The sequence below is a fragment of the Burkholderia sp. AW33-5 genome, assembly GCF_053427615.1.
Window position 1 is genome coordinate 207,452 of record NZ_JBSAXA010000004.1, and the last position, 21,718, is coordinate 229,169.

Annotated in this window: 23 protein-coding genes and 1 pseudogene; 11 read left to right on the top strand and 13 right to left on the bottom strand. The window is 66.6% G+C overall.

Annotation, left to right across the window (positions count from 1 at the left end):
* Nucleotides 1-165: 165 nt before the first annotated feature.
* From ACV22V_RS10790 to ACV22V_RS10800, 3 genes are read right to left on the bottom strand one after another with little or no spacing between them, the layout of a single operon-like run.
* Nucleotides 166-339 (bottom strand): hypothetical protein, encoded by a 174-nt coding sequence (locus ACV22V_RS10790; RefSeq protein WP_448013784.1) that lies wholly within the window; start codon nucleotides 337-339, stop codon nucleotides 166-168.
* 23 nt (nucleotides 340-362) lie between these two features.
* Nucleotides 363-815 (bottom strand): phosphate-starvation-inducible protein PsiE, encoded by a 453-nt coding sequence (locus ACV22V_RS10795; RefSeq protein ID WP_448013785.1) that lies wholly within the window; start codon nucleotides 813-815, stop codon nucleotides 363-365.
* Complete coding sequence (locus ACV22V_RS10800) at nucleotides 812-1,105, bottom strand: LysR family transcriptional regulator (RefSeq protein ID WP_448013786.1); 294 nt, start codon at nucleotides 1,103-1,105, stop codon at nucleotides 812-814. The genes ACV22V_RS10795 and ACV22V_RS10800 overlap by 4 nt, the downstream gene beginning before the upstream one ends.
* A gap of 403 nt (nucleotides 1,106-1,508) precedes the next feature.
* Here ACV22V_RS10800 and ACV22V_RS10805 point away from each other — a divergent pair, with 403 nt between their 5' ends.
* The 4 genes from ACV22V_RS10805 (at nucleotide 1,509) to ACV22V_RS10820 (ending at nucleotide 6,477) form a co-directional block, all read left to right on the top strand.
* Entirely contained in the window at nucleotides 1,509-2,582 is a 1,074-nt protein-coding gene (locus tag ACV22V_RS10805; RefSeq protein ID WP_059700786.1) for a Dyp-type peroxidase, read from the top strand.
* Nucleotides 2,575-3,390: a family 1 encapsulin nanocompartment shell protein gene (locus tag ACV22V_RS10810; RefSeq protein ID WP_059537130.1), complete on the top strand. Its 816-nt coding sequence runs from the start codon at nucleotides 2,575-2,577 to the stop codon at nucleotides 3,388-3,390. The genes ACV22V_RS10805 and ACV22V_RS10810 overlap by 8 nt, the downstream gene beginning before the upstream one ends.
* 100 nt (nucleotides 3,391-3,490) lie before the next feature.
* Nucleotides 3,491-3,760, top strand: coding sequence for a hypothetical protein (locus ACV22V_RS10815; RefSeq protein ID WP_059537134.1), 270 nt, complete (start codon nucleotides 3,491-3,493; stop codon nucleotides 3,758-3,760).
* A 437-nt stretch (nucleotides 3,761-4,197) separates the two neighbouring features.
* The gene (locus tag ACV22V_RS10820) at nucleotides 4,198-6,477 is read left to right on the top strand and encodes an FdhF/YdeP family oxidoreductase (RefSeq protein WP_448013787.1); all 2,280 of its coding nucleotides are present in this window, start codon (nucleotides 4,198-4,200) and stop codon (nucleotides 6,475-6,477) included.
* Between the two features lie 145 nt (nucleotides 6,478-6,622).
* Here ACV22V_RS10820 and ACV22V_RS10825 read toward each other — a convergent pair whose 3' ends face one another.
* Entirely contained in the window at nucleotides 6,623-8,044 is a 1,422-nt protein-coding gene (locus tag ACV22V_RS10825) for a purine-cytosine permease family protein (RefSeq protein WP_448013788.1), read from the bottom strand.
* Between the two features lie 325 nt (nucleotides 8,045-8,369).
* Here ACV22V_RS10825 and ACV22V_RS10830 point away from each other — a divergent pair, with 325 nt between their 5' ends.
* The gene (locus ACV22V_RS10830) at nucleotides 8,370-9,293 is read left to right on the top strand and encodes a LysR family transcriptional regulator (RefSeq protein WP_059537143.1); all 924 of its coding nucleotides are present in this window, start codon (nucleotides 8,370-8,372) and stop codon (nucleotides 9,291-9,293) included.
* A 75-nt stretch (nucleotides 9,294-9,368) separates the two neighbouring features.
* Here ACV22V_RS10830 and argE read toward each other — a convergent pair whose 3' ends face one another.
* The 4 genes from argE to ACV22V_RS10850 all read right to left on the bottom strand — a co-directional run bounded on the left by argE (nucleotide 9,369) and on the right by ACV22V_RS10850 (nucleotide 13,119).
* Entirely contained in the window at nucleotides 9,369-10,532 is a 1,164-nt protein-coding gene (gene argE, locus ACV22V_RS10835) for an acetylornithine deacetylase (RefSeq protein ID WP_448013789.1), read from the bottom strand.
* Nucleotides 10,525-11,202: a DUF1028 domain-containing protein gene (locus tag ACV22V_RS10840; RefSeq protein WP_448013790.1), complete on the bottom strand. Its 678-nt coding sequence runs from the start codon at nucleotides 11,200-11,202 to the stop codon at nucleotides 10,525-10,527. Before ACV22V_RS10840 ends, argE begins: the two co-directional genes overlap by 8 nt.
* Before the next feature lie 8 nt (nucleotides 11,203-11,210).
* Nucleotides 11,211-11,648 carry a RidA family protein gene (locus ACV22V_RS10845; RefSeq protein WP_012337533.1) on the bottom strand — a complete coding sequence of 146 codons (438 nt, stop codon included), beginning with the start codon at nucleotides 11,646-11,648 and terminating at the stop codon, nucleotides 11,211-11,213.
* 124 nt (nucleotides 11,649-11,772) lie between these two features.
* Complete coding sequence (locus ACV22V_RS10850) at nucleotides 11,773-13,119, bottom strand: flavin-containing monooxygenase (RefSeq protein WP_448013791.1); 1,347 nt, start codon at nucleotides 13,117-13,119, stop codon at nucleotides 11,773-11,775.
* Between the two features lie 649 nt (nucleotides 13,120-13,768).
* Here ACV22V_RS10850 and ACV22V_RS10855 point away from each other — a divergent pair.
* Both ACV22V_RS10855 and trpS read left to right on the top strand, forming a co-directional pair.
* Nucleotides 13,769-13,924, top strand: coding sequence for a hypothetical protein (locus ACV22V_RS10855; protein ID WP_175910122.1), 156 nt, complete (start codon nucleotides 13,769-13,771; stop codon nucleotides 13,922-13,924).
* Nucleotides 13,925-14,130: 206 nt separating this feature from the next.
* Nucleotides 14,131-15,144, top strand: coding sequence for a tryptophan--tRNA ligase (trpS, locus tag ACV22V_RS10860; RefSeq protein WP_448013792.1), 1,014 nt, complete (start codon nucleotides 14,131-14,133; stop codon nucleotides 15,142-15,144).
* A gap of 94 nt (nucleotides 15,145-15,238) precedes the next feature.
* Here trpS and ACV22V_RS10865 read toward each other — a convergent pair whose 3' ends face one another.
* The 3 genes from ACV22V_RS10865 to ACV22V_RS10875 all read right to left on the bottom strand — a co-directional run bounded on the left by ACV22V_RS10865 (nucleotide 15,239) and on the right by ACV22V_RS10875 (nucleotide 17,165).
* On the bottom strand, nucleotides 15,239-15,652 hold the full coding sequence (locus tag ACV22V_RS10865; RefSeq protein ID WP_059692822.1) for a VOC family protein: 414 nt from the start codon (nucleotides 15,650-15,652) through the stop codon (nucleotides 15,239-15,241).
* A 157-nt stretch (nucleotides 15,653-15,809) separates the two neighbouring features.
* Entirely contained in the window at nucleotides 15,810-16,196 is a 387-nt protein-coding gene (locus ACV22V_RS10870) for a VOC family protein (protein ID WP_059537183.1), read from the bottom strand.
* A gap of 48 nt (nucleotides 16,197-16,244) precedes the next feature.
* Entirely contained in the window at nucleotides 16,245-17,165 is a 921-nt protein-coding gene (locus ACV22V_RS10875; protein ID WP_448013793.1) for a bestrophin family protein, read from the bottom strand.
* Between ACV22V_RS10875 and ACV22V_RS10880 the strand changes: the two genes are divergently transcribed.
* Nucleotides 17,122-17,295 (top strand): hypothetical protein, encoded by a 174-nt coding sequence (locus tag ACV22V_RS10880; protein WP_448013925.1) that lies wholly within the window; start codon nucleotides 17,122-17,124, stop codon nucleotides 17,293-17,295. The genes ACV22V_RS10875 and ACV22V_RS10880 overlap by 44 nt on opposite strands.
* Before the next feature lie 44 nt (nucleotides 17,296-17,339).
* Here ACV22V_RS10880 and cydB read toward each other — a convergent pair whose 3' ends face one another.
* Nucleotides 17,340-18,347, bottom strand: a complete 1,008-nt coding sequence (gene cydB, locus ACV22V_RS10885; protein WP_059692820.1) for a cytochrome d ubiquinol oxidase subunit II — start codon at nucleotides 18,345-18,347, stop codon at nucleotides 17,340-17,342.
* Nucleotides 18,348-18,350: 3 nt separating this feature from the next.
* Nucleotides 18,351-19,751 (bottom strand): cytochrome ubiquinol oxidase subunit I, encoded by a 1,401-nt coding sequence (locus tag ACV22V_RS10890; protein WP_059692819.1) that lies wholly within the window; start codon nucleotides 19,749-19,751, stop codon nucleotides 18,351-18,353.
* A 705-nt stretch (nucleotides 19,752-20,456) separates the two neighbouring features.
* On the opposite strand from ACV22V_RS10890, the pseudogene ACV22V_RS10895 reads away from it, so the two are divergent.
* The 3 genes and pseudogenes from ACV22V_RS10895 to moaD form a co-directional block, all read left to right on the top strand.
* A pseudogene (locus tag ACV22V_RS10895) lies at nucleotides 20,457-20,741 on the top strand (GTP 3',8-cyclase MoaA); the annotation flags it as partial.
* A gap of 101 nt (nucleotides 20,742-20,842) precedes the next feature.
* Nucleotides 20,843-21,358, top strand: a complete 516-nt coding sequence (locus tag ACV22V_RS10900) for a molybdenum cofactor biosynthesis protein MoaE (protein ID WP_448013794.1) — start codon at nucleotides 20,843-20,845, stop codon at nucleotides 21,356-21,358.
* A 61-nt stretch (nucleotides 21,359-21,419) separates the two neighbouring features.
* Nucleotides 21,420-21,677, top strand: coding sequence for a molybdopterin converting factor subunit 1 (moaD, locus tag ACV22V_RS10905; RefSeq protein WP_448013795.1), 258 nt, complete (start codon nucleotides 21,420-21,422; stop codon nucleotides 21,675-21,677).
* Nucleotides 21,678-21,718 lie beyond the last annotated feature (41 nt).

The following is a 21,718-nucleotide window of genomic DNA, read 5'->3' on the forward strand; positions in this document are numbered from 1 at the left end:
CCGGCTGAGGTAACGATCCCATTATCGGCGTCCTGCCTGAAAAGAGCAGGGACGGACGACCCCGCGGCGCACGCAAACGCGCACCATGGCTCATACGCGATCCGCAACCGGCGCGGAACGTCATCGACGTTGCGGCGCAACACGCTGGATACGCGTGTGCGGGTGTCAAGCGGGCGAAGCAATCCGCATGCCGTGCGCGGCGTGCGGCCTGGCGAGCATCCCGGGCGGGCCGCTCTTGAACGGCCAATCCGTGCCGGACACGGCGAGCTTGCCGGTTGCGGTCATTTCAACGATGACACCGCTATCGATGTGGAATCCTTCGTTCTTCGCCGACAGCACCGGCCACGCGCACGCAGGCGGCGTTACCGACGCGTGTGCGCATCTTCCTCGACATCGTCGACTTCCGTCGGAAAACGATGCTGACCGAAGCTGAGGATCAGTACGCCCACCGCGAGCAGCACGATCCCGAACGTGGTCATCAGCATTCGTTCGGGGCTGTCGGTGGCGCCGCGCAGGATCAGGTCGCGCGCAAGCGACGTCATCGCGATGAACAGCGGAAAGCGCACCGGCAGCCGGCCGAGCCGCAGGTAGCGCACGTCCATCGCGAGCACTTCGAGATACAGGAACATCAACAGCAGGTCGGTCAGCGACACCTCGCCCGCGAGCACGACCTTCCACGCTTCCTGCGTCATCGCGAACGCGGTCGCGAGACCGATCACGATCAGCCCGGCCAGCTCGGCCGCATGGAGGAAGTGTCCGAAGCGGCGGCGGATGCGCTCGGCGGCCGTATCGGCGGAAACAGTGGACGTATTCAAAACGATGACCCGTGCAATGGCTTGGATGCCTCGGTCAATACTCCATCGACACGGCGGATGGTTTCGCGAGGATGAACGGTTGCGCACGCATCTATCCGGGCGATAGCACTCATGGAACGCGACGCCGGCATCTCGTCGCCCGTTCGGTCCGGCAACAACCGGCAGCCGGGATACCGTTCGAGGCGATCGAGCCGCGCGTTCACCTGCGCGTTGCCCACCATCAGGTTGGACGCCCCGCCATGCTCGATCACTGCACCGAAAATACGCGTCTCTTCCAGAAGGTTCATCATGATGGTTCTCGTCGGCAGGCGGAGCGAATCCAATCTACTGCACGCGCCACGCCCGCTCAAGAGCACAGCGCCGCGCGCTTCAGGAGTACAGCTGCACGCCCGCTGCGCGAAATCGGACCCCGATCAATCCATTCGAATGACAGTTCGCCGATACGTGTTCCAAAGACCCGCCGAAGCTGCTAGATTGCATGCTCGACGCCGTCACGCGGTGCGGCAAGGTCACGCGCCGGGCGAATGCGCGGCCACCCGTTGCGCCCGGGCGGCAGGCCGCCGCCGTGGCCTGTTGCGCGACGCATGCGCAACGAACGTCCTTCATCCGCATGTCACAAAGAGAACAGTCGCATGACACAGTCCAACCGTTCGTCTTCGCGCGCCGCGGCATTCGCGGCCCGTCCGTCCCGACATGACTGACCGGCAGGCCGCGATGCAAACCCTTCCCCCGCTCTCCCAGGCCGTTCACAGTCCGATCACGCGCAGCGCGATCTTCCTCGTCGCAACCGTCAACCCGGGCGCCGACCGCGCCGACACGATCCGCGCGTGGTGCGGCGACATCGCCGCGCTCGTGCGCTCGGTCGGCAAGCGCGTGCCGGGCGGCAACCTGTCCTGCGTGTGCGGCTTCGGCGCCGACGCATGGGATGCGCTGTTCGGCGATCCGCGCCCCGCGTCGCTGCATCCGTTCCGCGAATTCGGCGCCGGCCAGCGTGTCGCGGTCGCGACGCCGGGCGACATCCTGCTGCACATCCGCGCCGAGGCAATGGACCTGTGCTTCGAACTCGCCACCCAACTGCTCGGCGCGCTCGGCGACGCGGTCACGGTCGTCGACGAGGTGCACGGCTTCCGCAACTTCGACCAGCGCGCGATGATCGGTTTCGTCGACGGCACCGAGAACCCGGAAGGCCGCGAGGCGGTCGACTTCACGGTGATCGGCGACGAGGATTCGGCATTCGCGGGCGGCAGCTACGTGATCGTGCAGAAGTACCTGCACGACATGGCCGGCTGGAACGCGCTCGCCGTCGAGACGCAGGAGCGCATCATCGGGCGCACCAAGCTGTCCGACATCGAGCTCGCGCCGGACGTGAAACCGTCGTGCTCGCACAGCTCGCTGACCACGCTCGACGAAGACGGCAAGGAAGTGAAGATCCTGCGCGACAACATGCCGTTCGGGCGCCCCGGCTACGGCGAATTCGGCACCTATTTCATCGGCTACGCGCGCTCGCCGGCGCCGATCGAACAGATGCTCGAGAACATGTTCGTCGGCCGCCCGCCCGGCAACTACGACCGGCTGCTCGACTACAGCCGCGCGGTCACCGGCTCGCTGTTCTTCGTGCCGTCGGCCGACCTGCTCGAAGCGCTCGCCGATCGCGCCGCACCGGCCGCCGACGCCACCGCCTCGCAGCCGGCCCCCACCTCGCCCGAGTCGCGTCGTGACGGCTCGCTGAACATCGGATCGCTGAAAGGAGCCAAAGCCCATGAATAACCTGCACCGCGAACTCGCGCCCGTTTCCTCCGCCGCCTGGGAACAGATCGAGGAGGAAGTGGCACGCACCTTCAAGCGCTCGGTGGCCGGGCGCCGCGTGGTCGACGTCGAGGGCCCGGCCGGCCCCGCGCTGTCGGCCGTCGGCACCGGGCATCTGCGCGAGGTCGCCGCGCCGCGCGAGCAGGTGAGCGCACGGTTACGCGAAGCGCGTACGATCGTCGAGCTCACGGTGCCGTTCGAATTGAGTCGCGATGCGATCGACAGCGTCGAGCGCGGCGCGCGCGACGCCGACTGGCAACCGGCGAAGGACGCCGCGCAACGGCTCGCATTCGCGGAAGACGGCGCGATCTTCGACGGCTACCTGGCCGCGGACATCGTCGGCATCCGCGAAGGCACGTCGAACCGCAAGCTCACGCTGCCGGCCGACGTCGGCGCGTACCCGGACGCGATCAGCGATGCGCTGGAAGCACTGCGGCTCGCCGGCGTCGACGGCCCGTACTCGGTCGTGCTCGGTTCGGACGCCTACACGGCGCTGAGCGAAGCGCGCGACCAGGGCTACCCGGTCCTCGGCCACATCAAGCGCATCGTCAGCGGCGAGATCATCTGGGCGCCGGCGATCAGCGGCGGCTGCGTGCTGTCCACCCGCGGCGGCGACTATGAACTGCACCTCGGCGAAGACGTGTCGATCGGCTACACGAGTCACACCGACAAGGTCGTTCGCCTGTACCTGCGCGAAACGTTCACGTTCCTGATGCTGACGAGCGAGGCATCGGTGGCCGTGGCGCCGCAGGCCACCGCGGCGACCTGACGTCCCGCCCGCGCGCGATGCCTGCCGGGCATCGCGTGCACCGGCCGCGTTGCCGGCCGCACGTTCGTCGTCGCCGCACCATCCTGAATGGAGGCGTGAAATGAGCGAATCGAATGACGCATTACAGGCGCTGCAAGCGTCGGTCGACAGCCTGAAGCAGGCCGTCGACGCGAACGCGAGCCGCCACGCCGGCGACACCGCCGTGCTCTTCACCGTGGTGGCGCTGATGCTGGCCGAGCTGCCGCCCGACACCCGCAACCTGATCGAGGATTCATTCTCCGTCTGGGCCAACGATCTGCAGGATGCAGCCCTGTCATCCGCCGTGAAGCAGATCGCACGACAGCGACTTGCGATGACGCTCTCCGACTGACCCCGCTTCGCCGCGATGCGCGCCCACGCGCGCGCATCGCGCGCCGCCACCTTTTCGTATCCCGCACGCCGCACCCGCGTGCGCGCTCGTCTGTACTTCTTGCATCTCCCGAGCACATGCATGTGAGGGTGCAATTCGCGGCCGCGCCGATGCGGAACTGTGTCTTGGAGGCCCGGGGCCGATTCGCTATTTTGAACGCAGTCGAAGTAATGCCGCGGGCTCCGCGAAGCGCCGGCGTTGCTGGCGTCGAACGCGACCGGTCGCGAAGGCATTCGGCAAGACGTCGTCCGGTGCGAGGATGGACGCGCACTGAAACCCGACGGGCCCGGATGCACGGGCCCGCATGACCGGCTCCGTCCGCGGGCCGGAACCGCCCCATGCCGCGACGCGGCGCAACCCGAGCCACCCGGCAGCGGGTCCGGCTCATGGAGATTCACATGACAAATCGACGCGAAGTGCCGGGCATCAGAAAGTACGATGGGCCCGCTGGCGGTTGGGGCGCGCTTCGCGCGACAGCCGAGGCCGTGCGCACGCAGATGGAAACCATCGAGGCGCCGATCGTGCTGATGCGGACCAACCAGCCCGACGGTTTCGACTGCCCCGGCTGCGCATGGCCGGACAAGGAACACAAGTCGACGTTCCAGTTCTGCGAGAACGGCGCGAAGGCAGTCACGTGGGAAGCGACGACCAAGCGCGTGACGCCCGAGTTCTTCGCGGCGAACACGGTGTCGTCGCTGCTGCGGCTGTCCGATTACGAGCTGGAGAACATGGGCCGGCTCACGCATCCGCTCGTCTACGATCGCGCGACCGACACGTTCCGCGCGGTCGAATGGGACGACGCGTTCGCGCGCATCGGCGAGGTGCTGCGCGCGTTGCCGCCCGAGCAGGTCGAGTTCTATACGTCGGGCCGCGCGTCAAACGAAGCCGCGTACCTGTATCAGCTCTTCGCGCGCGAGCTCGGCACCAACAATTTCCCCGACTGCTCGAACATGTGCCACGAGCCGACCAGCGTCGGCCTGCCGCAGTCGATCGGAATCGGCAAGGGCACGGTGTCGCTGGAGGATTTCGACCACTGCGAGCTGATCATCTCCATCGGCCACAACCCCGGCACGAACCACCCGCGAATGATGGGCACGCTGCACGAGTGCTCGCGCCGCAACGTGCCGATCATCGTGTTCAATCCGCTGCGCGAGCGCGCGCTCGAACGCTTCGCGGATCCGCAGGACATGATCGAGATGGCGTCGTTCGGCTCGACGCGCATCGCTTCGACGTACTATCAGGTCGACGCGGGCGGCGACGCCGCCGCGCTGAAAGGCATCATGAAGGCGCTGCTGCGGCTCGAGGCCGGGCGCGGCGACGTGCTCGACCGCGACTTCATCGCGCAACACACCGACGGCTTCGACGCGTTCTCCGCCGACCTGCAGGCGACGTCGTGGGACGACATCGAGCGCGCGAGCGGCCTGAGCCAGGCGCAGCTCGAACAGGTCGCGCTCGCCTACGCGAAGTCGAACGCGACGATCGTCACGTACGGGATGGGCGTCACGCAGCACAACAAGGGCACCGCGACCGTGCGCCTGATCGCCGACCTGCTGCTGATGCGCGGCAACTTCGGCAAGCCCGGTGCAGGCATATGCCCGCTGCGCGGCCACTCCAACGTGCAGGGCAACCGCACCGTCGGCATCACCGAGAAGCCGTCGGCCGAATTCCTGCAGAAGATCGAGGACGTGTGCGGCTTCAAGCCGCCCGCGCATCACGGGCACGACGCGGTGCAGGCGATGCAGGCCATGATCGACGGCCAGGCCAAGGCGCTGCTGTGCCTCGGCGGCAACTTCGCGGTCGCGCTGCCCGATCCCGAGCTGTCGTTCCCCGCGATGGCGAAGCTCGATCTGAGCGTGCATCTCGGCACGAAGCTGAACCGCTCGCATCTGCTGGTGGCGAAGGAAACCTACGTCCTGCCCGTGCTCGGCCGCACCGAGCTCGACATGCAGGCGAGCGGCCGGCAGTCGATCACCGTCGAGGATTCGATGTCGATGGTTCACGCATCGGCCGGCAAGCTCAAGCCGGCGTCCGACCAGTTGCGCTCGGAGCCCGCGATCGTCGCCGGAATCGCGCATGCGACGCTGCCGAACAGCAAGGTCGCATGGCTCGACCTGATCGCCGACTACGACCGCATCCGCGACCTGATCGATCGCACGGTGCCCGGCTTCGAGGCGTTCAACGAACGGATCCGCAGGCCGGGCGGCTTCCGCCTGCCGCTGCCGCCCACCGAGCGCGTGTGGCCCACGCCGACCGGCAAGGCGACGTTCTCGGTCTACAAGGGCGTGAAGGAAGACGCCGACGTGCTCGGCGCCGAGCAGGTGCTGCGGCTGATCACGCTGCGCAGCCACGATCAGTACAACACGACGATCTACGGGCTCGACGACCGCTATCGCGGCGTGTTCGGGCGGCGCGACGTGCTGTTCATGAACGCGGCCGATCTCGCGAAGTACGGGCTCGAACACGGCGACCTCGTCGACGTCGAGACGATCACCGCATCCGGCCGCACGCTGCGTCTCGAGAAGATCACCGCGATCGAGTACGACATCGCGCCGGGGTCGGTCGGCGCGTATTACCCGGAAGCGAACGTGCTCGTGCCGCTCGACTACATCGACAAGGAAAGCGGCACGCCGTCGTACAAGTCGGTGCCGGTGCGGGTCGCGCGTTCCGTGGGCGTGTGATTCACGGCGCGGGCGAGGTTGCGACATCCGGTACGACATGCCGCGCGCCTGAACCGGCTCGCCGCCCCTCTTCCCCCTCTCCCGGCCGCCGCATCGCATCCGATGCGGCGGCCGCTTCCTTTCGTCACGTCGAGAGACGATCCGCTTACCGCGCCGCCGACGACGGCAGCTGCGCACCCGTCTGCCGGCGCCGGTACGCGCTGTCGCGCGTCGCGAGCCAGTAGTACAGCGGCGACGTCAGCGCCAGCCCGACGAGCCACGACAGGTCGGCTCCGCCGAGATGCGCGGGAATCGGGCCCGCATACATCGGCGTGTTCATGAACGGAATCTGCACGGCGATCCCGATCGCATACGCGAGCAACGCCTGCGGATTGAAGCGGCCGTATACGCCGCCGTCCGCCATGAAGATCGACTGAATGTCGTACTTGCCCTTGTGGATCACGTAGAAGTCGATCAGGTTGATCGCCGTCCATGGCACCAGCACGACGAGCAGCGCGAGCACGAGATCGACGAGATTGCCGACGAAGTTCGTCGACGCGCCGATCGCCGCGTAGCAGCATGCGATGAAGATCGCCACCGACACCACCGCGCGCGTCTTCGCGGTCGGAATCCACTTGTACGCGAAGGTCTGCACCGACGTGATGACGGCGAGCACTGCGCCGTAAAGGTTCAGCGCGTTGTGGCTGATCACGCTCAGCAGGAACAGCAACAGCATCAGCGGGCCGAGCGGGCCGGTCGCCTGCTTGACCGCATCCATCGTGTCCGCGCCGGCCGGGACCGCGAGCACCGCGACCGCGCCGAAGATGAACGCGAGCGTCGAGCCGATCGTGCAGCCGAGATAGGTCGCCCAGAACGTCGACGCGACGCCGACGTCCTCCGGCAGGTAACGCGAATAGTCAGACACGTACGGCGCGAACGCGATCTGCCACAACGCGGACAGCGACACCGTCGCCAGCCACCCGGCGAAGTCGAAGCCGCCGCGCGTGAGGAAATCGGCGGTGCTCACGTGCGACAGGATCATCCAGAAGCCGACCACGATGCCGATGCCGAGCACCCACGTGCCGATCCGGTTCAGGATGTGGATGAATCGGTAACCGACGATCCCGATCAGCCCGGATCCCACCGCGCCGATCACGATGCCGACGGGCACCGGCACCGACGACGCGATGCCGTGCACCGACTTGCCGGCCAACACGATGTTCGATGCGAAGAAGCCGACGTACATCACCGCCGCGATCACCGTGACCAGCAGCGCGCCCCACGAGCCGAACTGCGCGCGGCTCTGGATCATCTGCGGGATGCCCATCTGCGGCCCCTGCGCCGAATGCAGCGCCATCAGCACGCCGCCGACCGCCTGGCCGACGACGATCGCGACGATCGCCCACATCAGGTTCAGGTGAAAGAGCTGCACGCCGAGCGCGCCGGTCACGATCGGCAGCGGCGCGATGTTGCCGCCGAACCAGAGCGTGAACAGGTCGCGCACCTTGCCGTGGCGTTCTGCGGGCGGCACGTAGCCGATCGTGTGTTTCTCTATCATGGGGGACGCGTTGCGTTCCGCGGTCGTCATGGCGAAGTCTCCTGTCCTGCGCGGCGATGCGCGCGTGCCGTGTCAGCCGGCGCGCGCCGAAGCGCGCGCCTGCAATCGGGTCCGGATACGCTGGCGGCAGCTCGCCGCGCGCATGCGCGCTTTTGTCGCGATCCGGATTGGAGACGATGGTGCGCCACGCATGCGGCGCCCGGAAAATACTAAAAATATTTCCGAGACATACGAAAAAGCTCTGCAGCGGAAATGTCGGCGCCGATTTTCTTCAGGTAAGGTGCTACCCGAAACGATGGACCGATTACGCGCTCCGGCGACGCATGTGCGCCGGGGCCGAGTATCAGAGGTGCCTGTGGCTCACTACACTTTGCGGCAACTGAAATATTTCGTGACGACGGTGGAATCCGGCAGCGTCGCCGAGGCGTCGCGCCAGCTCTTCATCGCGCAGCCGTCGATCTCCAGCGCGATCAAGGGGCTCGAGGAGAGCTTCGGCGTGAAGCTGTTCATCCGTCATCACGCGCAGGGCGTGTCGCTGACGCCATCCGGCACGCGTTTCTACCGGAAGGCGCAGGAACTGCTGCGCATCGCGCACGAATTCGAACAGAACGCGCTCGCCGACAACGACGTGATCACCGGGCAGATCGACATCGGCTGCTTCGAGACCGTCGCGCCGCTCTACCTGCCGCAACTGATCGCGGGTTTTCGGGAGCGCTATCCGGGCGTCAACATCCGGCTGCGCGACGGCGACCAGCAGGAGCTCGTGCAGGGCCTGACGGCCGGCACCTTCGATCTCGCGTTCCTTTACGACCACGATCTCGACGGCACGATCGAAACCGAGCCGCTGATGCCGCCGCAGCAGCCATACGTGCTGCTGCCGGAGAACCACCGGTTCGCGGGCCAGTCGCACGTATCGCTGCACGACCTCAGCGTCGAGCCGATGATTCTCCTCGACGTGCTGCCGAGCCGCACATACTTCGTCAGCCTGTTTCGCGAGCTCGGGCTCACGCCGAACATCGTGTTCGCTTCGCCGTCGATCGAAATGGTGCGCGGCATGGTCGGCCAGGGATTCGGCTTCTCGCTGCTCGTCACGCGGCCGCACTCCGAATACACGTACGACGGCCGGCGCGTCGTGACGATCGCCCTCAGCGAAACGGTGAGCCCGTCTGGGCTCGTGAGCGCACGGCTGAAGCGCGGTCAGCTGACGAAGCAGGCGCAGTCGTTCGTCGAGTTCTGCCGCGAGCGGCTGGCGCAGATCGTCGCGGAATCGGCGCGATAGCAACAAGGAAACCGCACGCGCCGCGAAGCGGCAGCGTGCGAGATGCGGCATGCGGCATGCGGCTCCGCAGCCTGATCAGTCATCCGAAGCGAGATACGCCGCGAGACGGCCCAGCATCGCGTCGCATCCGTGCAGCTGCTCGACCGCGACGAACTCGTCGGGCTTGTGCCCCTGGTCCATGCTGCCCGGCCCGCACACCACGGTCGGAATGCCGGCCTGCCCGAACAGCCCGCCCTCGGTACCGAACGCGACCGTGCCGAATGCGTCGGAGCCGCTCAGCATCGCGAGCAGCCGCGCGGCCTCGCTGTCCGGCGACGTCGCGAGCCCCGGATACGAACCGAGCGGCTGCAGCCGGATATCGGTATCGGGTTGCACCGCGCGCATCTTCGGCAACAGTTCGGATTCCGCATAATCCTGCAGCTTTCTCGGCACGTCATGTGCGTCGAACGCCGGCAGCGCCCGCACTTCAAAGTCGAATTCGCATTCGGCCGGCACGATGTTCAGCGCGCGGCCGCCCTTGATCAACCCGGCCTGCACGGTCGAGAACGGCGGATCGAAGCGGCTGTCGTGATGCTCGGGCCGCGCGAGCGCCGCGCCGATCTCGCCGAGCCGGCCGATCAGCTTCGCCGCGTAATCGATCGCGTTGACGCCGAGCGGCGCGTATGCCGAGTGACACGCGGCGCCCTTCACGTGGCAGCGCATCGCGAGCTTGCCCTTGTGACCGAGCACCGGCTTCAGTTCGGTCGGCTCGCCGATCAGGCACAGGCGCGGCCGGTGCTCGCGCGCGGCCAGCGCATCGAGCATCGGCCGCACACCGAGACAGCCGACTTCCTCGTCATACGAAAACGCGAGATGCACCGGCAGGCGCAGCGGCCGCGCGACGAACGCCGGCACGGCCGCGAGCACCGACGCGATGAAGCCCTTCATGTCGGCCGTGCCGCGCCCGTACAGCCGGCCGTCGCGCTCGGTCAGCCGGAACGGCTCGACCGTCCACGCCTGCCCGTCGACCGGTACCACGTCGGTATGGCCCGACAGCGCGATGCCGCCGCGATCGCGCGGCCCGATCGTCGCGTACAGGCTCGCCTTCGTGCGTTCCGCGTTGTAGAACAGCTCGCTCGGGACGCCGAGGCCGTCGAGGTAATGGCCGATGAATTCGATCATCGCGAGATTCGAATCGCGGCTGACCGTCGCGAAGCCGATCAACCGTTCGAGCAATGCGCGGCTCGACGTGTCATTCATCACCCGGCACTCCGTAGCTCGGCGCGGCAGTCGGGTTCACCGCGCGTGTCTGGTAATCCTGCATCTGCGGGCGATACGCGCGCCACAGCGCATCTAGTTGCCCGATCGGATCGGCATCGGCCCAGTCGACGCGCAGGTCGACGATCGGCCAGGTCACGTCGCCGACCACCTTCAGCGCGGCCGAATGCACCGGCCCGGCCTCGCCGCCCGCCGCGATCGCCGCGTGCATTGCGGCGAGCAGGCGGTCGGCCAGCAACCCGGGCGACTGCTCGAACGCACGCGCCATCGCGTCGATCACGCCCGGCGCGGCCAGCAGGTTGCCGGCCGCCACGCATTGCTCGCCCTCAACCGCATGGTGCGTGCCGAGCGCTTCCTTGCCGGTGAAGCACGCGGTCTGCCCCTGCCCGTCGATCACCGTGACCTGCCGGTACTGGCTCCAGCCGTTCGCGCTGAGCGCGCGGTCGAGCGCGGCCGCCGGCGCGAGCTGCCGGTGCTCGATCAGGTCGAGGATCTGCGGGCCGAGCGCCGGCAGCGTGACGTTCTGCGTGGCGACCGCGCCGACGCCCGCGCGCACCCACGGACAGCGCGCGCCCACCGCGATGCTCGACGAACTGATCGCGATCCCGAGCTGCCCCGTTTCCGGGCATCGCCCGACGATGGAGAAAGTCATGTCGCCTCCTATGCGCGGTTCGGTTGCCAGTTGTCCGGGATCACCGCGATCACGTCGATCTCCATCAGCCACTGCGGCTGGCCGAGCGCCGAGACGACGAGTCCTGTCGAAATCGGGTAGACGCCTTTCAGCCACTTGCCGACTTCCTGGTACACGGGCTCGCGATAGCGCGGGTCGATCAGGTAGGTCGTCGTCTTCACGATATGCGTGATGTCGCTGCCGGCTTCCTCCAGCAACTGCTTCACGTTCTTCATTGCCTGCTCGGCCTGCGCGCGCGGATCGCCGAGGCCGATCAGGTTGCCGTCGAAATCGGTGCCGACCTGGCCGCGCACGTAGACGGTGTTGCCGGCGCGCACGGCCTGGCACAGGTCGTTGTCGAGCGTCTGGTTCGGGTAGGTATCCTTCGTATTGAACATGCGGATACGGGTGTGGGTAGGCTGGCTCATCGAGGTCCTTCGATTGACGGGGGGTTCGCCCGCCGCGCCGGGAGCGGTCGCGGCGGGTTCCGGTTGTAGCGGGGTCGCCGCGTCCGGGCGCCTTGCCGGGCGCGGCACGTGGCGCGTGCGCGTATCAGCCGATCGCATCGACCAGCGGGCGCGCATCGGCCTGCCCCGCGTGCGACGTGTCGTCGTGCCCGGTGCGCGTTTGCGCGCGGCGTTGCGACGCGTCGTGATAGTCGAGGTACTTGCGCTGCGTGACGATGTGGTCGGCGATGTGTTTCGCGTCGTGCCACACGCCCCAGATGAAGCTGGAGCCGCGCCGCGACAGCCACGGCAGACCGAGGAAATAGATCCCCGGCTCCTTCGACACGCCGCGCTGGTGCTGCGGCTTGCCGTTCGCGGCGAACGCGTCGACGTTCAGCCAGCCGTAGTCGACCGCGTAGCCCGTCGCCCAGACGATCGACGTGACACCGGCACCGGCGAGGTCGAGCGCGAGGATCGGCTGCGTGACGCAATCCGGATTCGGCAGGATGCGGCGGGCTTCAGGTTCTTCGGGCAGGTCGAGGCCGTTGCGCGCCGCGTACGCGTCGGCCGCATCGAGCAGCGCCAGGTAGTTCTCGTCGCCGCGGGCGAGATTGATCGCGAGATCGCGCTCGAACACCGCGACGCCGCCGTCGAACGCCTTCGTCAGCCCCACCAGCGTCACGCCTTGGTGCGCGAGGGCGCGGAAATCGACCGTGTGGCCCCCGCGCGCGCCGCTCACCGCAATCGTCACGTGTTCGCGTCCGGGCGGCGCGACTTCCTTGTCCCATTCGCCGAGCACGCCGAGCCACCAGCAGAAGTCACGGCCGCGATACGCGCGCGGCGGGCGGTCGTGCGGGCCGACCGACAGATAGACCTGCCGGCCCGCGCGCTGCAGCTCGTCGGCGATCTGCACGCCCGACGAACCCGCGCCGACCACCAGCACCGCGCCGTCGGGCAACTGCGCCGGGTTGCGATAATCGGCCGAGTGGATTTGCATGAGGCCGGCATCGTCCGGCGCGATCGGCGGGATGACCGGGCGCTGGAACGGGCCCGTCGCGACGACCACGCGGTTCGCCTCGATCGTGCCGTCCGAGGTGTCGACGATGAAACCCGGCTTGCCCATGTTGCGCACGACGTGCTTCACTTCGACGCCGGTGCGGATCGGCGCATTGAACTTGCGCGCATAGGCTTCGAAGTAATCGGCGACCTGGTCCTTCGATGCGAACGCATCGGGATCGAGGCCGTCGAATTCGAGCCCCGGAAAACGGTCATGCCACGCGGGGCCGTTCGCGACCAGCGAATCCCAGCGCCCGGTGCGCCAGCGCTCGGCGATGCGGTCGCGCTCCAGCACGAGATGCGGCACGCCGAGCTTGCCCAGGTGCTCGCTCATGGCCACGCCGGCCTGCCCGGCTCCGACGACCAGCGTATCGATTGAGGTTGTTTCCACTGCCACGGCTGTCTCCTTGAAGTGCGGCTCGCTGCGACGCTCGTGTCGTTGCGCGAGTGGGAATGGAGACATTCTGCTGACAGGCCCGCGTGGGCGAAATGATGTTTTTTGTGGTTGTTGACGAGAAAAAAGCTGGGGGGTGCGACGCCTGCCGATGTTCGCGTCGCGCATTCCGGCGGGAGGCCTCCACGTCCAGCCCCTTGAGTCCATGCGCTTCGACCGTGCTTCCCGTGCAGTCCAGCACTTGCACCGAATGCCACGTGTTGCCGTCGAACCGAACGCCGTTCCACTTGCACCCGAGAAATTTCACGCCTGACATCATGCGGCACGAAATCACGGCGAAAATAGCTAAATCAAACCTTTGATTTTATTGACTATTCCCCTTGCCTCAACGTGCAACTGCGCCTCGACCCGCCCGCTGCCGGACAATTCTTGACGGTGTGCGCTCTCCCAAACTGGTAGGATGCGCGTCGCCTCGCCTCATGCAATGCGCCACCGGCCTCATGATCGAGCCCTTTATCTGTCCGCACGCGAGCTTCGCGCGAACTCCGTACCGCGCCCGCCCGGCCCCTCGTTGAACCCGTAGCCCCCGGCGCCGCTCCCCCCCGGCCCCGTTGCAGCAACCGTTGAAGTGGCGCACGTCGCGCCTGCAAGCATGAAGAAACTGAAGCAGCACATCCGCACCCTGAGCGAGATCGACCGTACGCCGGCGGTGCGCGTCTGCGCGCTGCTGCTGATGGTCGGCCTGCTATACCTGCTATGGCCGTCCGCCGAAGTCGCGCGCCTCGCGCTGGAATCGGTCGTGCGCTGACGCACGGCTCGCCGCCGCTACGCTATACTCGCGCAATGGAAACCCAACCTGCCTCGCCGAACGTGCATCGCTGGTGGCGCGCCTGACCCATGCGGCCCGTTTCCTTTTGCATGTCCCGAACGTGATGCCGCCAGCCATGGCGGCATTGTCGTTTCTGCGCTCACGTCATGGCTGGTGGCTTCGATAACCCGGAGCCAATCCACACCATGACGCACCCGCCCCGACCGACCATCCTCACCGGCGACCGCACGACCGGCCCGCTGCATCTCGGCCATTACATCGGCTCGCTGCGCGCTCGCGTGCAGATGCAGCACGAAGCGACGCAGTTCCTGCTGCTCGCCGACACGCAGGCGCTGACCGACAACATGGGCCGCCGCCAGCGCGTCACCGAGAACGTGATCGAGGTCGCGCTCGACTACCTGGCCGTCGGCATCGATCCGGCGATCTCGACGATCGTCGTCCAGTCGCAGGTGCCCGAGCTCGCCGAGCTGTCGCAATACCTGCTCAACCTCGTGACGGTCGCGCGCCTCGAGCGCAATCCGACCATCAAGGAAGAGATCCGCCTGCGCGGCTTCGAGCGCGACATCCCGGCCGGCTTCCTGACCTACCCCGTCAGCCAGGCCGCCGACATCACCGCGTTCAAGGCGACGCACGTGCCGGTCGGCGACGACCAGCTGCCGATGATCGAGCAGACCAACGAACTCGTGCGCCGCTTCAACGCGACGGTCGACAAGCCCGTGCTGGTGGAATGCGAGGCCGTGCTGTCGGCGGTCACGCGGCTGCCGGGCATCGACGGCAAGGCGAAGATGAGCAAGTCGCTCGGCAACGCGATCACGCTCGGCTCGACGCCCGACGAGATCGCGCAAGCGGTGAAGGACATGTACACGGACCCGAACCACCTGCGCGTGAACGATCCCGGTCAGGTCGAGGGCAACGTCGTGTTCACGTTCCTCGACGCGTTCGAGCCCGACGTGCAGAAAGTCGACGAACTGAAGGCGCACTATCGCCGTGGCGGCCTCGGCGACAGCGTCGTCAAGCGCGTGCTGAACGAGCGGCTGCAGGCGCTGATCGAGCCGATCCGTGCGCGCCGTCGCGAATTCGAAGCGGACAAGGCGGAGGTGATGGCGATCCTCAAGCGCGGCACGATGCATGCGCGCGAGGTGGCCGGCGCGACGCTGGCCGAGGTGAAGGGCGCGATGGGGCTGACGTACTTCGATTGAGCCGCGCGCGCGGCAAACGCGACTGGCGCCACGCTTGTCCGCGACCCGACGGCACGACACCGTGCCGCGGGCGATCAGTCGTCGGCGAGTGTCGTCACGGCCGCTCGTGCGCCGCTGGCGCAGCGTGGCACACGGCTTCGATCCGGTTGCCGGCCGGATCGACGACAAAGGCCGCGTAGTAGTCGGCGTGATAGTGCGGCCTCAAGCCGGGGTCGCCGTCGGGCCGCCCGCCCGCGGACAGCCCCGCCTCGAAAAATGCATGCACCTGCTGGCGGGAAGCCGCCTTGAAGCACCAGTGTCGCTTGCTCGTCCCGACTTCGGCGGGATCCAGATAAATCGCCAGAAAGGTCGATGCGGTGTCGGTGGCACTGCAACGTTCGCCGTAACCGAGCGCGGTGCCGCGGTCATAAACCTTGGTCGCGCCCAGCGCGGCCATGACACCGTCGTAGAAGGGGCGGGCCTGGTCGATATCCGGAACGCCGATGGACACGTGGTCAAGAAGTTGCATGATGTTGGCTCCATTGAACGAGCACGAGTCTACACAAACTTTCTTGGTCGACTCCGCCGATGTCGTGCCTGCGCCCTTTCACGCCATCATGACGCCCCACAAAATGATCGACCGGCGCGACTGAAACGAACCCGAGCGGCTCCTCGTGGACAACGCGTCACTTCATCTGCATGAGCTGCACGAGGTTGCCGCACGTATCGTCGAGCACCGCGACCCGCACGGGCCCCGCGTCCATCGGCGCCAGCGTGAAGTGCACGCCGAGCGCGTCGAGCCGTGCGTACTCGGCGTCGAGATCGTCGACCTGAAACGACGCCGCCGGGATGCCGTCCTCGTACAGCGCCTGACGATAAGGGCCGACCGCGCGATGATGACTCGGTTCGAGCATCAGCTCGGTGCCGTCGGGCTGATCCTTCGACACGACCGTCAGCCAGCGGTACGCGCCCACCGGCACGTTGTTCTTCAACCGGAAGCCGAGGATGTCGGTATAGAACGCGAGCGCCTTGTCCTGATCGTCGACGAAAATACTCGTCACGTAGATGCGCATGCGAAGTTCTCCCAATCGTGCACGCCGCGACGCGCGTCGCGGTGCCGCTTACGTGATCTGATACGTCGATGCCGGCACGAACTCCTCCGGCATCGCGCGCTCGCCCAGCTCGAGCACCGACCGCTCGATCGTGCGCGCCATCGCATCGAGCGCCAGCGCGTTCGGCGCGAAGCCGAACGGCTCGGCCACCTCGTTCGCGATCGCTTCGAGCGCGATCAGCGTGTACGAGATGAACACGCAAATCAGCGGCGTGAAGTATTCCGTCGAATCGACGAGGCCGAACGGCAACAGCACGCAATAAGCATAGACGGTGCGATGCAGCAGCACGCTGTACGAGAACGGGATCGGCGTCGTCAGGATGCGCTCGCAGCCGCCCACGGCCTTGCCCAACTCGGCCAGTTGCATATCGAACATCCAGCACGTTGCTTCGCTGCCGGGCGCGCGACCCAGCGCGCGGACGATTCCGCCGCGCAGTTCATCGAGAATCGCGACGGGCTGGTAGCACTTGTGCGCGAACGCGGCGGCGCGCTCGGCGCCGAGAATACGCTGCAGGTCCTGCGCCGGATCGGTATGACGCAGCTGATGCTTCAATGCATACGTGAACGCGATCAGCAGATCGGCGAGCCGGTCGCGCTCCGCATCGCCGACGCTGTCGGGCAAGTAGCGCCGCAGCTGCGACGTGACGGTGCGCGCCGCGATCAGCAGGTTGCCCCACAGAAGCCGCGCCTCCTTGAAACGCTCGAAGCTCGCGTTGTTGCGAAACGCGAGAAAGATCGCGAGGGCCAGCCCGAACAGCGTGAACGGCGCGGTGTTCAGCGGAATCTTCTCGCCGAAGATGCGCCCGTTCGTGAAGACCGCCAGCGTGCTGACGATCGCCATGAACACGAGTTGCGGAATGATCGATTGCAGCACGGAACCGTTCCATATGAACAGCATCCTGAGCCAGTTTTGTCGTGGTCTGACGATCATGGTGTTGTCTCGACTGCCGAAAATACGCCATGCGGATCGCCGCCGCCCGATGTTCAACGGCCCGCGCGTGGCGGGCCGCTGTCCGGTCGATGCCGGGCCGGGAGACGCGCTTCACCGCGCTTGCGCATGATGATACGCCCGAGCACGCCCTGCCCCGTCACCGGGGCGCGCCGGTCAGTGATAGCCGGCGTCGCCCTCGCGCACCTTGCCGCGAAACACGCGGTACTGCATCGCGTTGTACACGAGGATGATCGGCAGCACGATCACGGTGCCGACGAGTGCGAACAACTGGCTCGAATGGCTCGACGACGCGTCCCAGATCGTCAGCGACGGCGGCACGATGTTCGGCCAGATGCTGATCACGAGGCCGGTGTAGCCGAGGAACACGAGCGCGAGCGTCAGCAGGAACGGCGTCGCCTCGTGCTCGCGCTTCACCGTGCGGAAGATGCCCCACACGCACGCGACGACGAGGATCGGCACCGGCAGGAACCAGCCGAGGTTGCCGCTGCCGAACCAGCGATGCGCGACGGCCGGCAGCCCGATCACGGTCCACAGGCTGACCACGCCCATCACCGCGAGCAGCACGCCCGCGAGCGGCTTCATCAGCATGCGCATCTTGCGCTGCAGCTCGCCGTCGACTTTCAGGATCAGCCAGCCGCAGCCGAGCGTCGCATAGGTGACGAGCACGCCGATCCCGCAGAACAGGCTGAACGGCGACAGCCAGTCGAACGGCCCGCCCGCGAACTGGTTGTTCACGATCCGGATGCCTTGCAGCAGCGAACCGAGCGTGATCCCCTGGCAGAACGCGGCCAGCGCGGAGCCGCCGATGAACGCGAGATCCCACAGGTGCTGCGTGCGGTTCGCCTTCGCACGCAATTCGAACGCGGCGCCGCGGAAGATCAGCCCGACCACCATCAGGATCAGCGGCAGGTAGTTCGCCGGCAGCAGCGTCGAGTAGACGACCGGAAACGCGCCGTACAGGCCCGCGCCGCCGAGCACGAGAAAGGTCTCGTTGCCGTCCCATACCGGCGCGACGGTATTCAGCATGACTTCGCGTTCGGCCTTCGCGTCGAAGAACGGAAACAGCAGGCCGATGCCGAGATCGAAGCCGTCGAGCATCACGTAGATGAACACGCCGAGGCCGATGATCGCGGCCCACACGACAGGAAGATCGATGTGCATCGCTTACTCCGCTTCGGTGACGTTCAGCGGCGTGGACAGCGCGCTCTTGCGCAGCCCCGGATGCCGGTGCAGCTCGATGTATCCGGCCTGGGCGGCCGGCCCGCGCTTCATCAATTGCATCATGTAGTAGATCCCCGTTCCGAACACCAGGAAATACACGACCACGAAGATCAGCAGCGACACGCCGACCTGCTGCGCGCTGAGCGGCGCGACCGAATCGACGGTGCGCAGCACGCCATACACGGTCCACGGCTGCCGCCCGACCTCGGTGGTGATCCATCCGGCCAGCAGCGCGACGATGCCCGACGGCCCCATGCACACGACGAACCACTGGAACCAGCGCGTTTCATACAGGCGTCCGCCTTTTCTCAGCAGTAGGCCGAGCAGCGCGGTGAGCAGCATCAGCATCCCGAGGCCGGCCATGATCCGGAAGGTCCAGAACACGATCGGCGAATACGGGCGGTCCTGCGCCGGGAATTCCTTCAGCCCGCGAATCTCGCCGTCCCAGCTGTGCGTGAGGATCAGGCTGCCGAGGTGCGGCACCTGGATCGCATAGCGCGTCGTCTCTGCCTGCATGTCGGGCAGACCGACGAGGTTCAGCGCGGTGCCGCCCTTCTCGGTTTCCCACAGCCCCTCGATCGCCGCGATCTTCGCCGGCTGGTATTCGCGCGTGTTCAACCCGTGCGCATCGCCGACGACGATCTGGATCGGCGCGAGCAGCAGCAACATCCACAGCGCCATCGAGAAGCTGCGCTTCACCGGCTCGTCGCGGCGCCCCTTCAGCAGGTGCCACGCCCCGCACGCGGCGACGATGAAGCCCGCGACGATGAACGCGGCGATCGTCATGTGCACGAGGCGATACGGGAACGACGGGTTGAAGATGACCTTGAACCAGTCGACCGGCACGACGAGACCGTTCTCGATCCTGTAGCCCTGCGGCGTCTGCATGAAGCTGTTCGACGCGAGGATCCAGAACGTCGAGATCAGCGTGCCGACCGCGACCATCAGCGTCGCGAAGAAATGCGCACGCGGGCTGACGCGCTGCCAGCCGAACAGCATCACGCCGAGAAAGCCGGCCTCGAGGAAGAAGGCCGTCAGGACTTCGTAAGTGAGCAGCGGGCCGGTGATGTTGCCCGCGACGCGCGAGAAGCCCGCCCAGTTCGTGCCGAACTCGTACGCCATCACGACGCCGGAGACGACGCCCATCCCGAAGCCGATCGCGAAGATCTTCGACCAGAACTGGAACATGGATTTATAGGCGGCGTCGCCGGTGACGAGATAGCGCCATTCCAGCACCGCCAGGAAGCTCGCCATGCCGATGCTGATCGCCGGAAACACGATGTGAAACGACACCGTGAACGCGAATTGCAATCGGGCGAGATGGAACGCATCGAAGATTTCCATGACCGTAATTTGCTCGTGATTGTGAGGACGTCAGCTCGAAGCAGGAAATCGCGCGACGGCTTCGCGACGGCACGTGCGGACAAGAACGGATCGCGGGGCGCGGCAACGAAGCGTGAATGACGATATCGCGTTTGCGACGATACTCGCAATCGCGCGAACGTGCGCTGAAACTGTGCTTTCCCCGGGGCCGAAGATGTGTGTACGGAAAACCCGTTGCGGGGCCGCGAGGTTGTCGGCTGTACTGCTTTCCGCACTGCGACGCTGTGCATCCGCGTCACGGCCGAACGCCCGTACCATCGGCTCGTGGCCTGCCGGTGGCGAGCTGGCGCGACACCACGCACCGCCTCGACGCAGAATTCGCGCCCATCGCTCGGCCCACGCGCCGGGCGATCCCCCAGGAGAAAACAGCATGCAGCCCAGCGACCGGCGGCATCCATACGGCCGCCTGATGCGATCGCGACGGCGCCGTCCCGTATTACGATTTCGCGCACTGGCTCGCGTGAGCACGAACATGAGCATGGATTGGCGCGTCATGCCCGCCTTTCGCGCATCCAGGACGACGAACTGTATTCCTGCATTTCGTGCGGGATTGTGTCTCTGCCGATGGAATCCAGCGGCCTATCCTCACGATGAGGCTCGTCACGACCCGTGCGCCGACACCTCTGCGCATGCACGGTCGATCGGCGACGCCGTTCCGATCACTTCATGCAGGCAGCCGAACCCATCGTGAATGCCATCGCTTCCGCGCCGGTCGCCGCCGCAACCGGCGGCGCATCGCCCCGCATCTTCTCCCGCCCGTTCGACACGCTTGCGCGGCCGCTGCGCGACCTCCGGCTGTCCGTCATCGACCAGTGCAATTTCCGCTGCGGCTACTGCATGCCGCGCGGCAGCTTCGGCCCCGACTATGCGTTGATGCCGTCGTCCGAGCGGCTGTCGTTCGCGCAACTCGAGAAGATCGCGCGCGCGTTCGTCTCGCTCGGCGTCGAAAAGGCCGTCCGGCAAGACCTACCCGACCGTGCGCATGTCGCTCGTCGGCGGCTGACGGGCTGCAGCCGCGCGAGGCGGAGCGAACCGCATACTGGAGAACCGTCATGACCAGTTTCACCGAATCCCGTGTCACGTCATCAAACGAGCCGCCGCCGGTGATCGCAGCCGGATTCGAGGTGCGCGTGCAGTACACGGCGATCGACGCCGGCGCCGAGATCGCGCCGATCGTTCGCAATCCGAATGTCGGTGCGGTCGTGAATTTCCTCGGTGTCGTGCGAAACGAAGGCGACGTCGACGACGTGATCACGCTGGAAGTCGAGCACTATCCGACGATGACCGAGCAGGCGCTCTGGAGCATCGTCGAGGAGGCCTGCGCGCGGTGGCGGCTCGAGGCGGCCAAGGTCGTGCATCGCGTCGGGCGCATTCCGCTGGGCCATGCGGTCGTGATCGTCGTGGTGGCCGCCGCGCATCGCGCGTCGGCGTTCGATGCGTGCGAATTCATCATGGACTTCCTGAAGACGCATGCGCCGTTCTGGAAGAAGGAGATCCGGCACGACGGCGTGGCCGGCTGGGTCGAGCCGAAGGCGCATGACGATCAGGCGATGCGTCGATGGGGATGAACGTGCCGGACAATGTCTTTCCGATCCCGCCGATTGCACCGATTTCGCTCAGGACATCGTAATGAAACTGACGATCAAATACTTTGCGAGCATTCGCGAACAATTGCATACCGACGAGGAAGTCGTCGAGATCGATGCGCATGAGCTCACCGTCGACGCGCTGCGCGCCGCGCTCGCCGCACGCGACGCGCGCAGTGGCGAAGCGCTGCGGCTGAACCGCCCCGTGCGCGCGGCCGTGAACCTCGAGATGGTGACCGGCGCATTCGTCGTGCGGGAGGACAGCGAGGTGGCGTTCTTTCCGCCGGTGACCGGCGGGTGATGCGTTCACATCCGGCAGCGACTGACGGATCGTAGCCGCTC

Excerpts from the sequence above, each read along its gene's own strand:
- ACV22V_RS10875 (WP_448013793.1), bottom strand. The coding sequence starts at position 17,165 with ATGATCGTCAGACCACGACAAAACTGGCTCAGGATGCTGTTCATATGG.
- ACV22V_RS10855 (WP_175910122.1), top strand. The coding sequence starts at position 13,769 with ATGAAGAAACTGAAGCAGCACATCCGCACCCTGAGCGAGATCGACCGT.
- cydB (WP_059692820.1), bottom strand. The coding sequence starts at position 18,347 with ATGCACATCGATCTTCCTGTCGTGTGGGCCGCGATCATCGGCCTCGGC.
- ACV22V_RS10815 (WP_059537134.1), top strand. The coding sequence starts at position 3,491 with ATGAGCGAATCGAATGACGCATTACAGGCGCTGCAAGCGTCGGTCGAC.
- ACV22V_RS10800 (WP_448013786.1), bottom strand. The coding sequence starts at position 1,105 with ATGATGAACCTTCTGGAAGAGACGCGTATTTTCGGTGCAGTGATCGAG.
- ACV22V_RS10900 (WP_448013794.1), top strand. The coding sequence starts at position 20,843 with ATGACCAGTTTCACCGAATCCCGTGTCACGTCATCAAACGAGCCGCCG.
- ACV22V_RS10820 (WP_448013787.1), top strand. The coding sequence starts at position 4,198 with ATGACAAATCGACGCGAAGTGCCGGGCATCAGAAAGTACGATGGGCCC.
- ACV22V_RS10805 (WP_059700786.1), top strand. The coding sequence starts at position 1,509 with ATGACTGACCGGCAGGCCGCGATGCAAACCCTTCCCCCGCTCTCCCAG.
- ACV22V_RS10890 (WP_059692819.1), bottom strand. The coding sequence starts at position 19,751 with ATGGAAATCTTCGATGCGTTCCATCTCGCCCGATTGCAATTCGCGTTC.
- ACV22V_RS10880 (WP_448013925.1), top strand. The coding sequence starts at position 17,122 with ATGAACAGCATCCTGAGCCAGTTTTGTCGTGGTCTGACGATCATGGTG.
- ACV22V_RS10810 (WP_059537130.1), top strand. The coding sequence starts at position 2,575 with ATGAATAACCTGCACCGCGAACTCGCGCCCGTTTCCTCCGCCGCCTGG.
- ACV22V_RS10870 (WP_059537183.1), bottom strand. The coding sequence starts at position 16,196 with ATGCGCATCTACGTGACGAGTATTTTCGTCGACGATCAGGACAAGGCG.
- ACV22V_RS10825 (WP_448013788.1), bottom strand. The coding sequence starts at position 8,044 with ATGACGACCGCGGAACGCAACGCGTCCCCCATGATAGAGAAACACACG.
- moaD (WP_448013795.1), top strand. The coding sequence starts at position 21,420 with ATGAAACTGACGATCAAATACTTTGCGAGCATTCGCGAACAATTGCAT.
- ACV22V_RS10840 (WP_448013790.1), bottom strand. The coding sequence starts at position 11,202 with ATGACTTTCTCCATCGTCGGGCGATGCCCGGAAACGGGGCAGCTCGGG.
- argE (WP_448013789.1), bottom strand. The coding sequence starts at position 10,532 with ATGAATGACACGTCGAGCCGCGCATTGCTCGAACGGTTGATCGGCTTC.
- ACV22V_RS10865 (WP_059692822.1), bottom strand. The coding sequence starts at position 15,652 with ATGCAACTTCTTGACCACGTGTCCATCGGCGTTCCGGATATCGACCAG.
- ACV22V_RS10845 (WP_012337533.1), bottom strand. The coding sequence starts at position 11,648 with ATGAGCCAGCCTACCCACACCCGTATCCGCATGTTCAATACGAAGGAT.
- trpS (WP_448013792.1), top strand. The coding sequence starts at position 14,131 with ATGACGCACCCGCCCCGACCGACCATCCTCACCGGCGACCGCACGACC.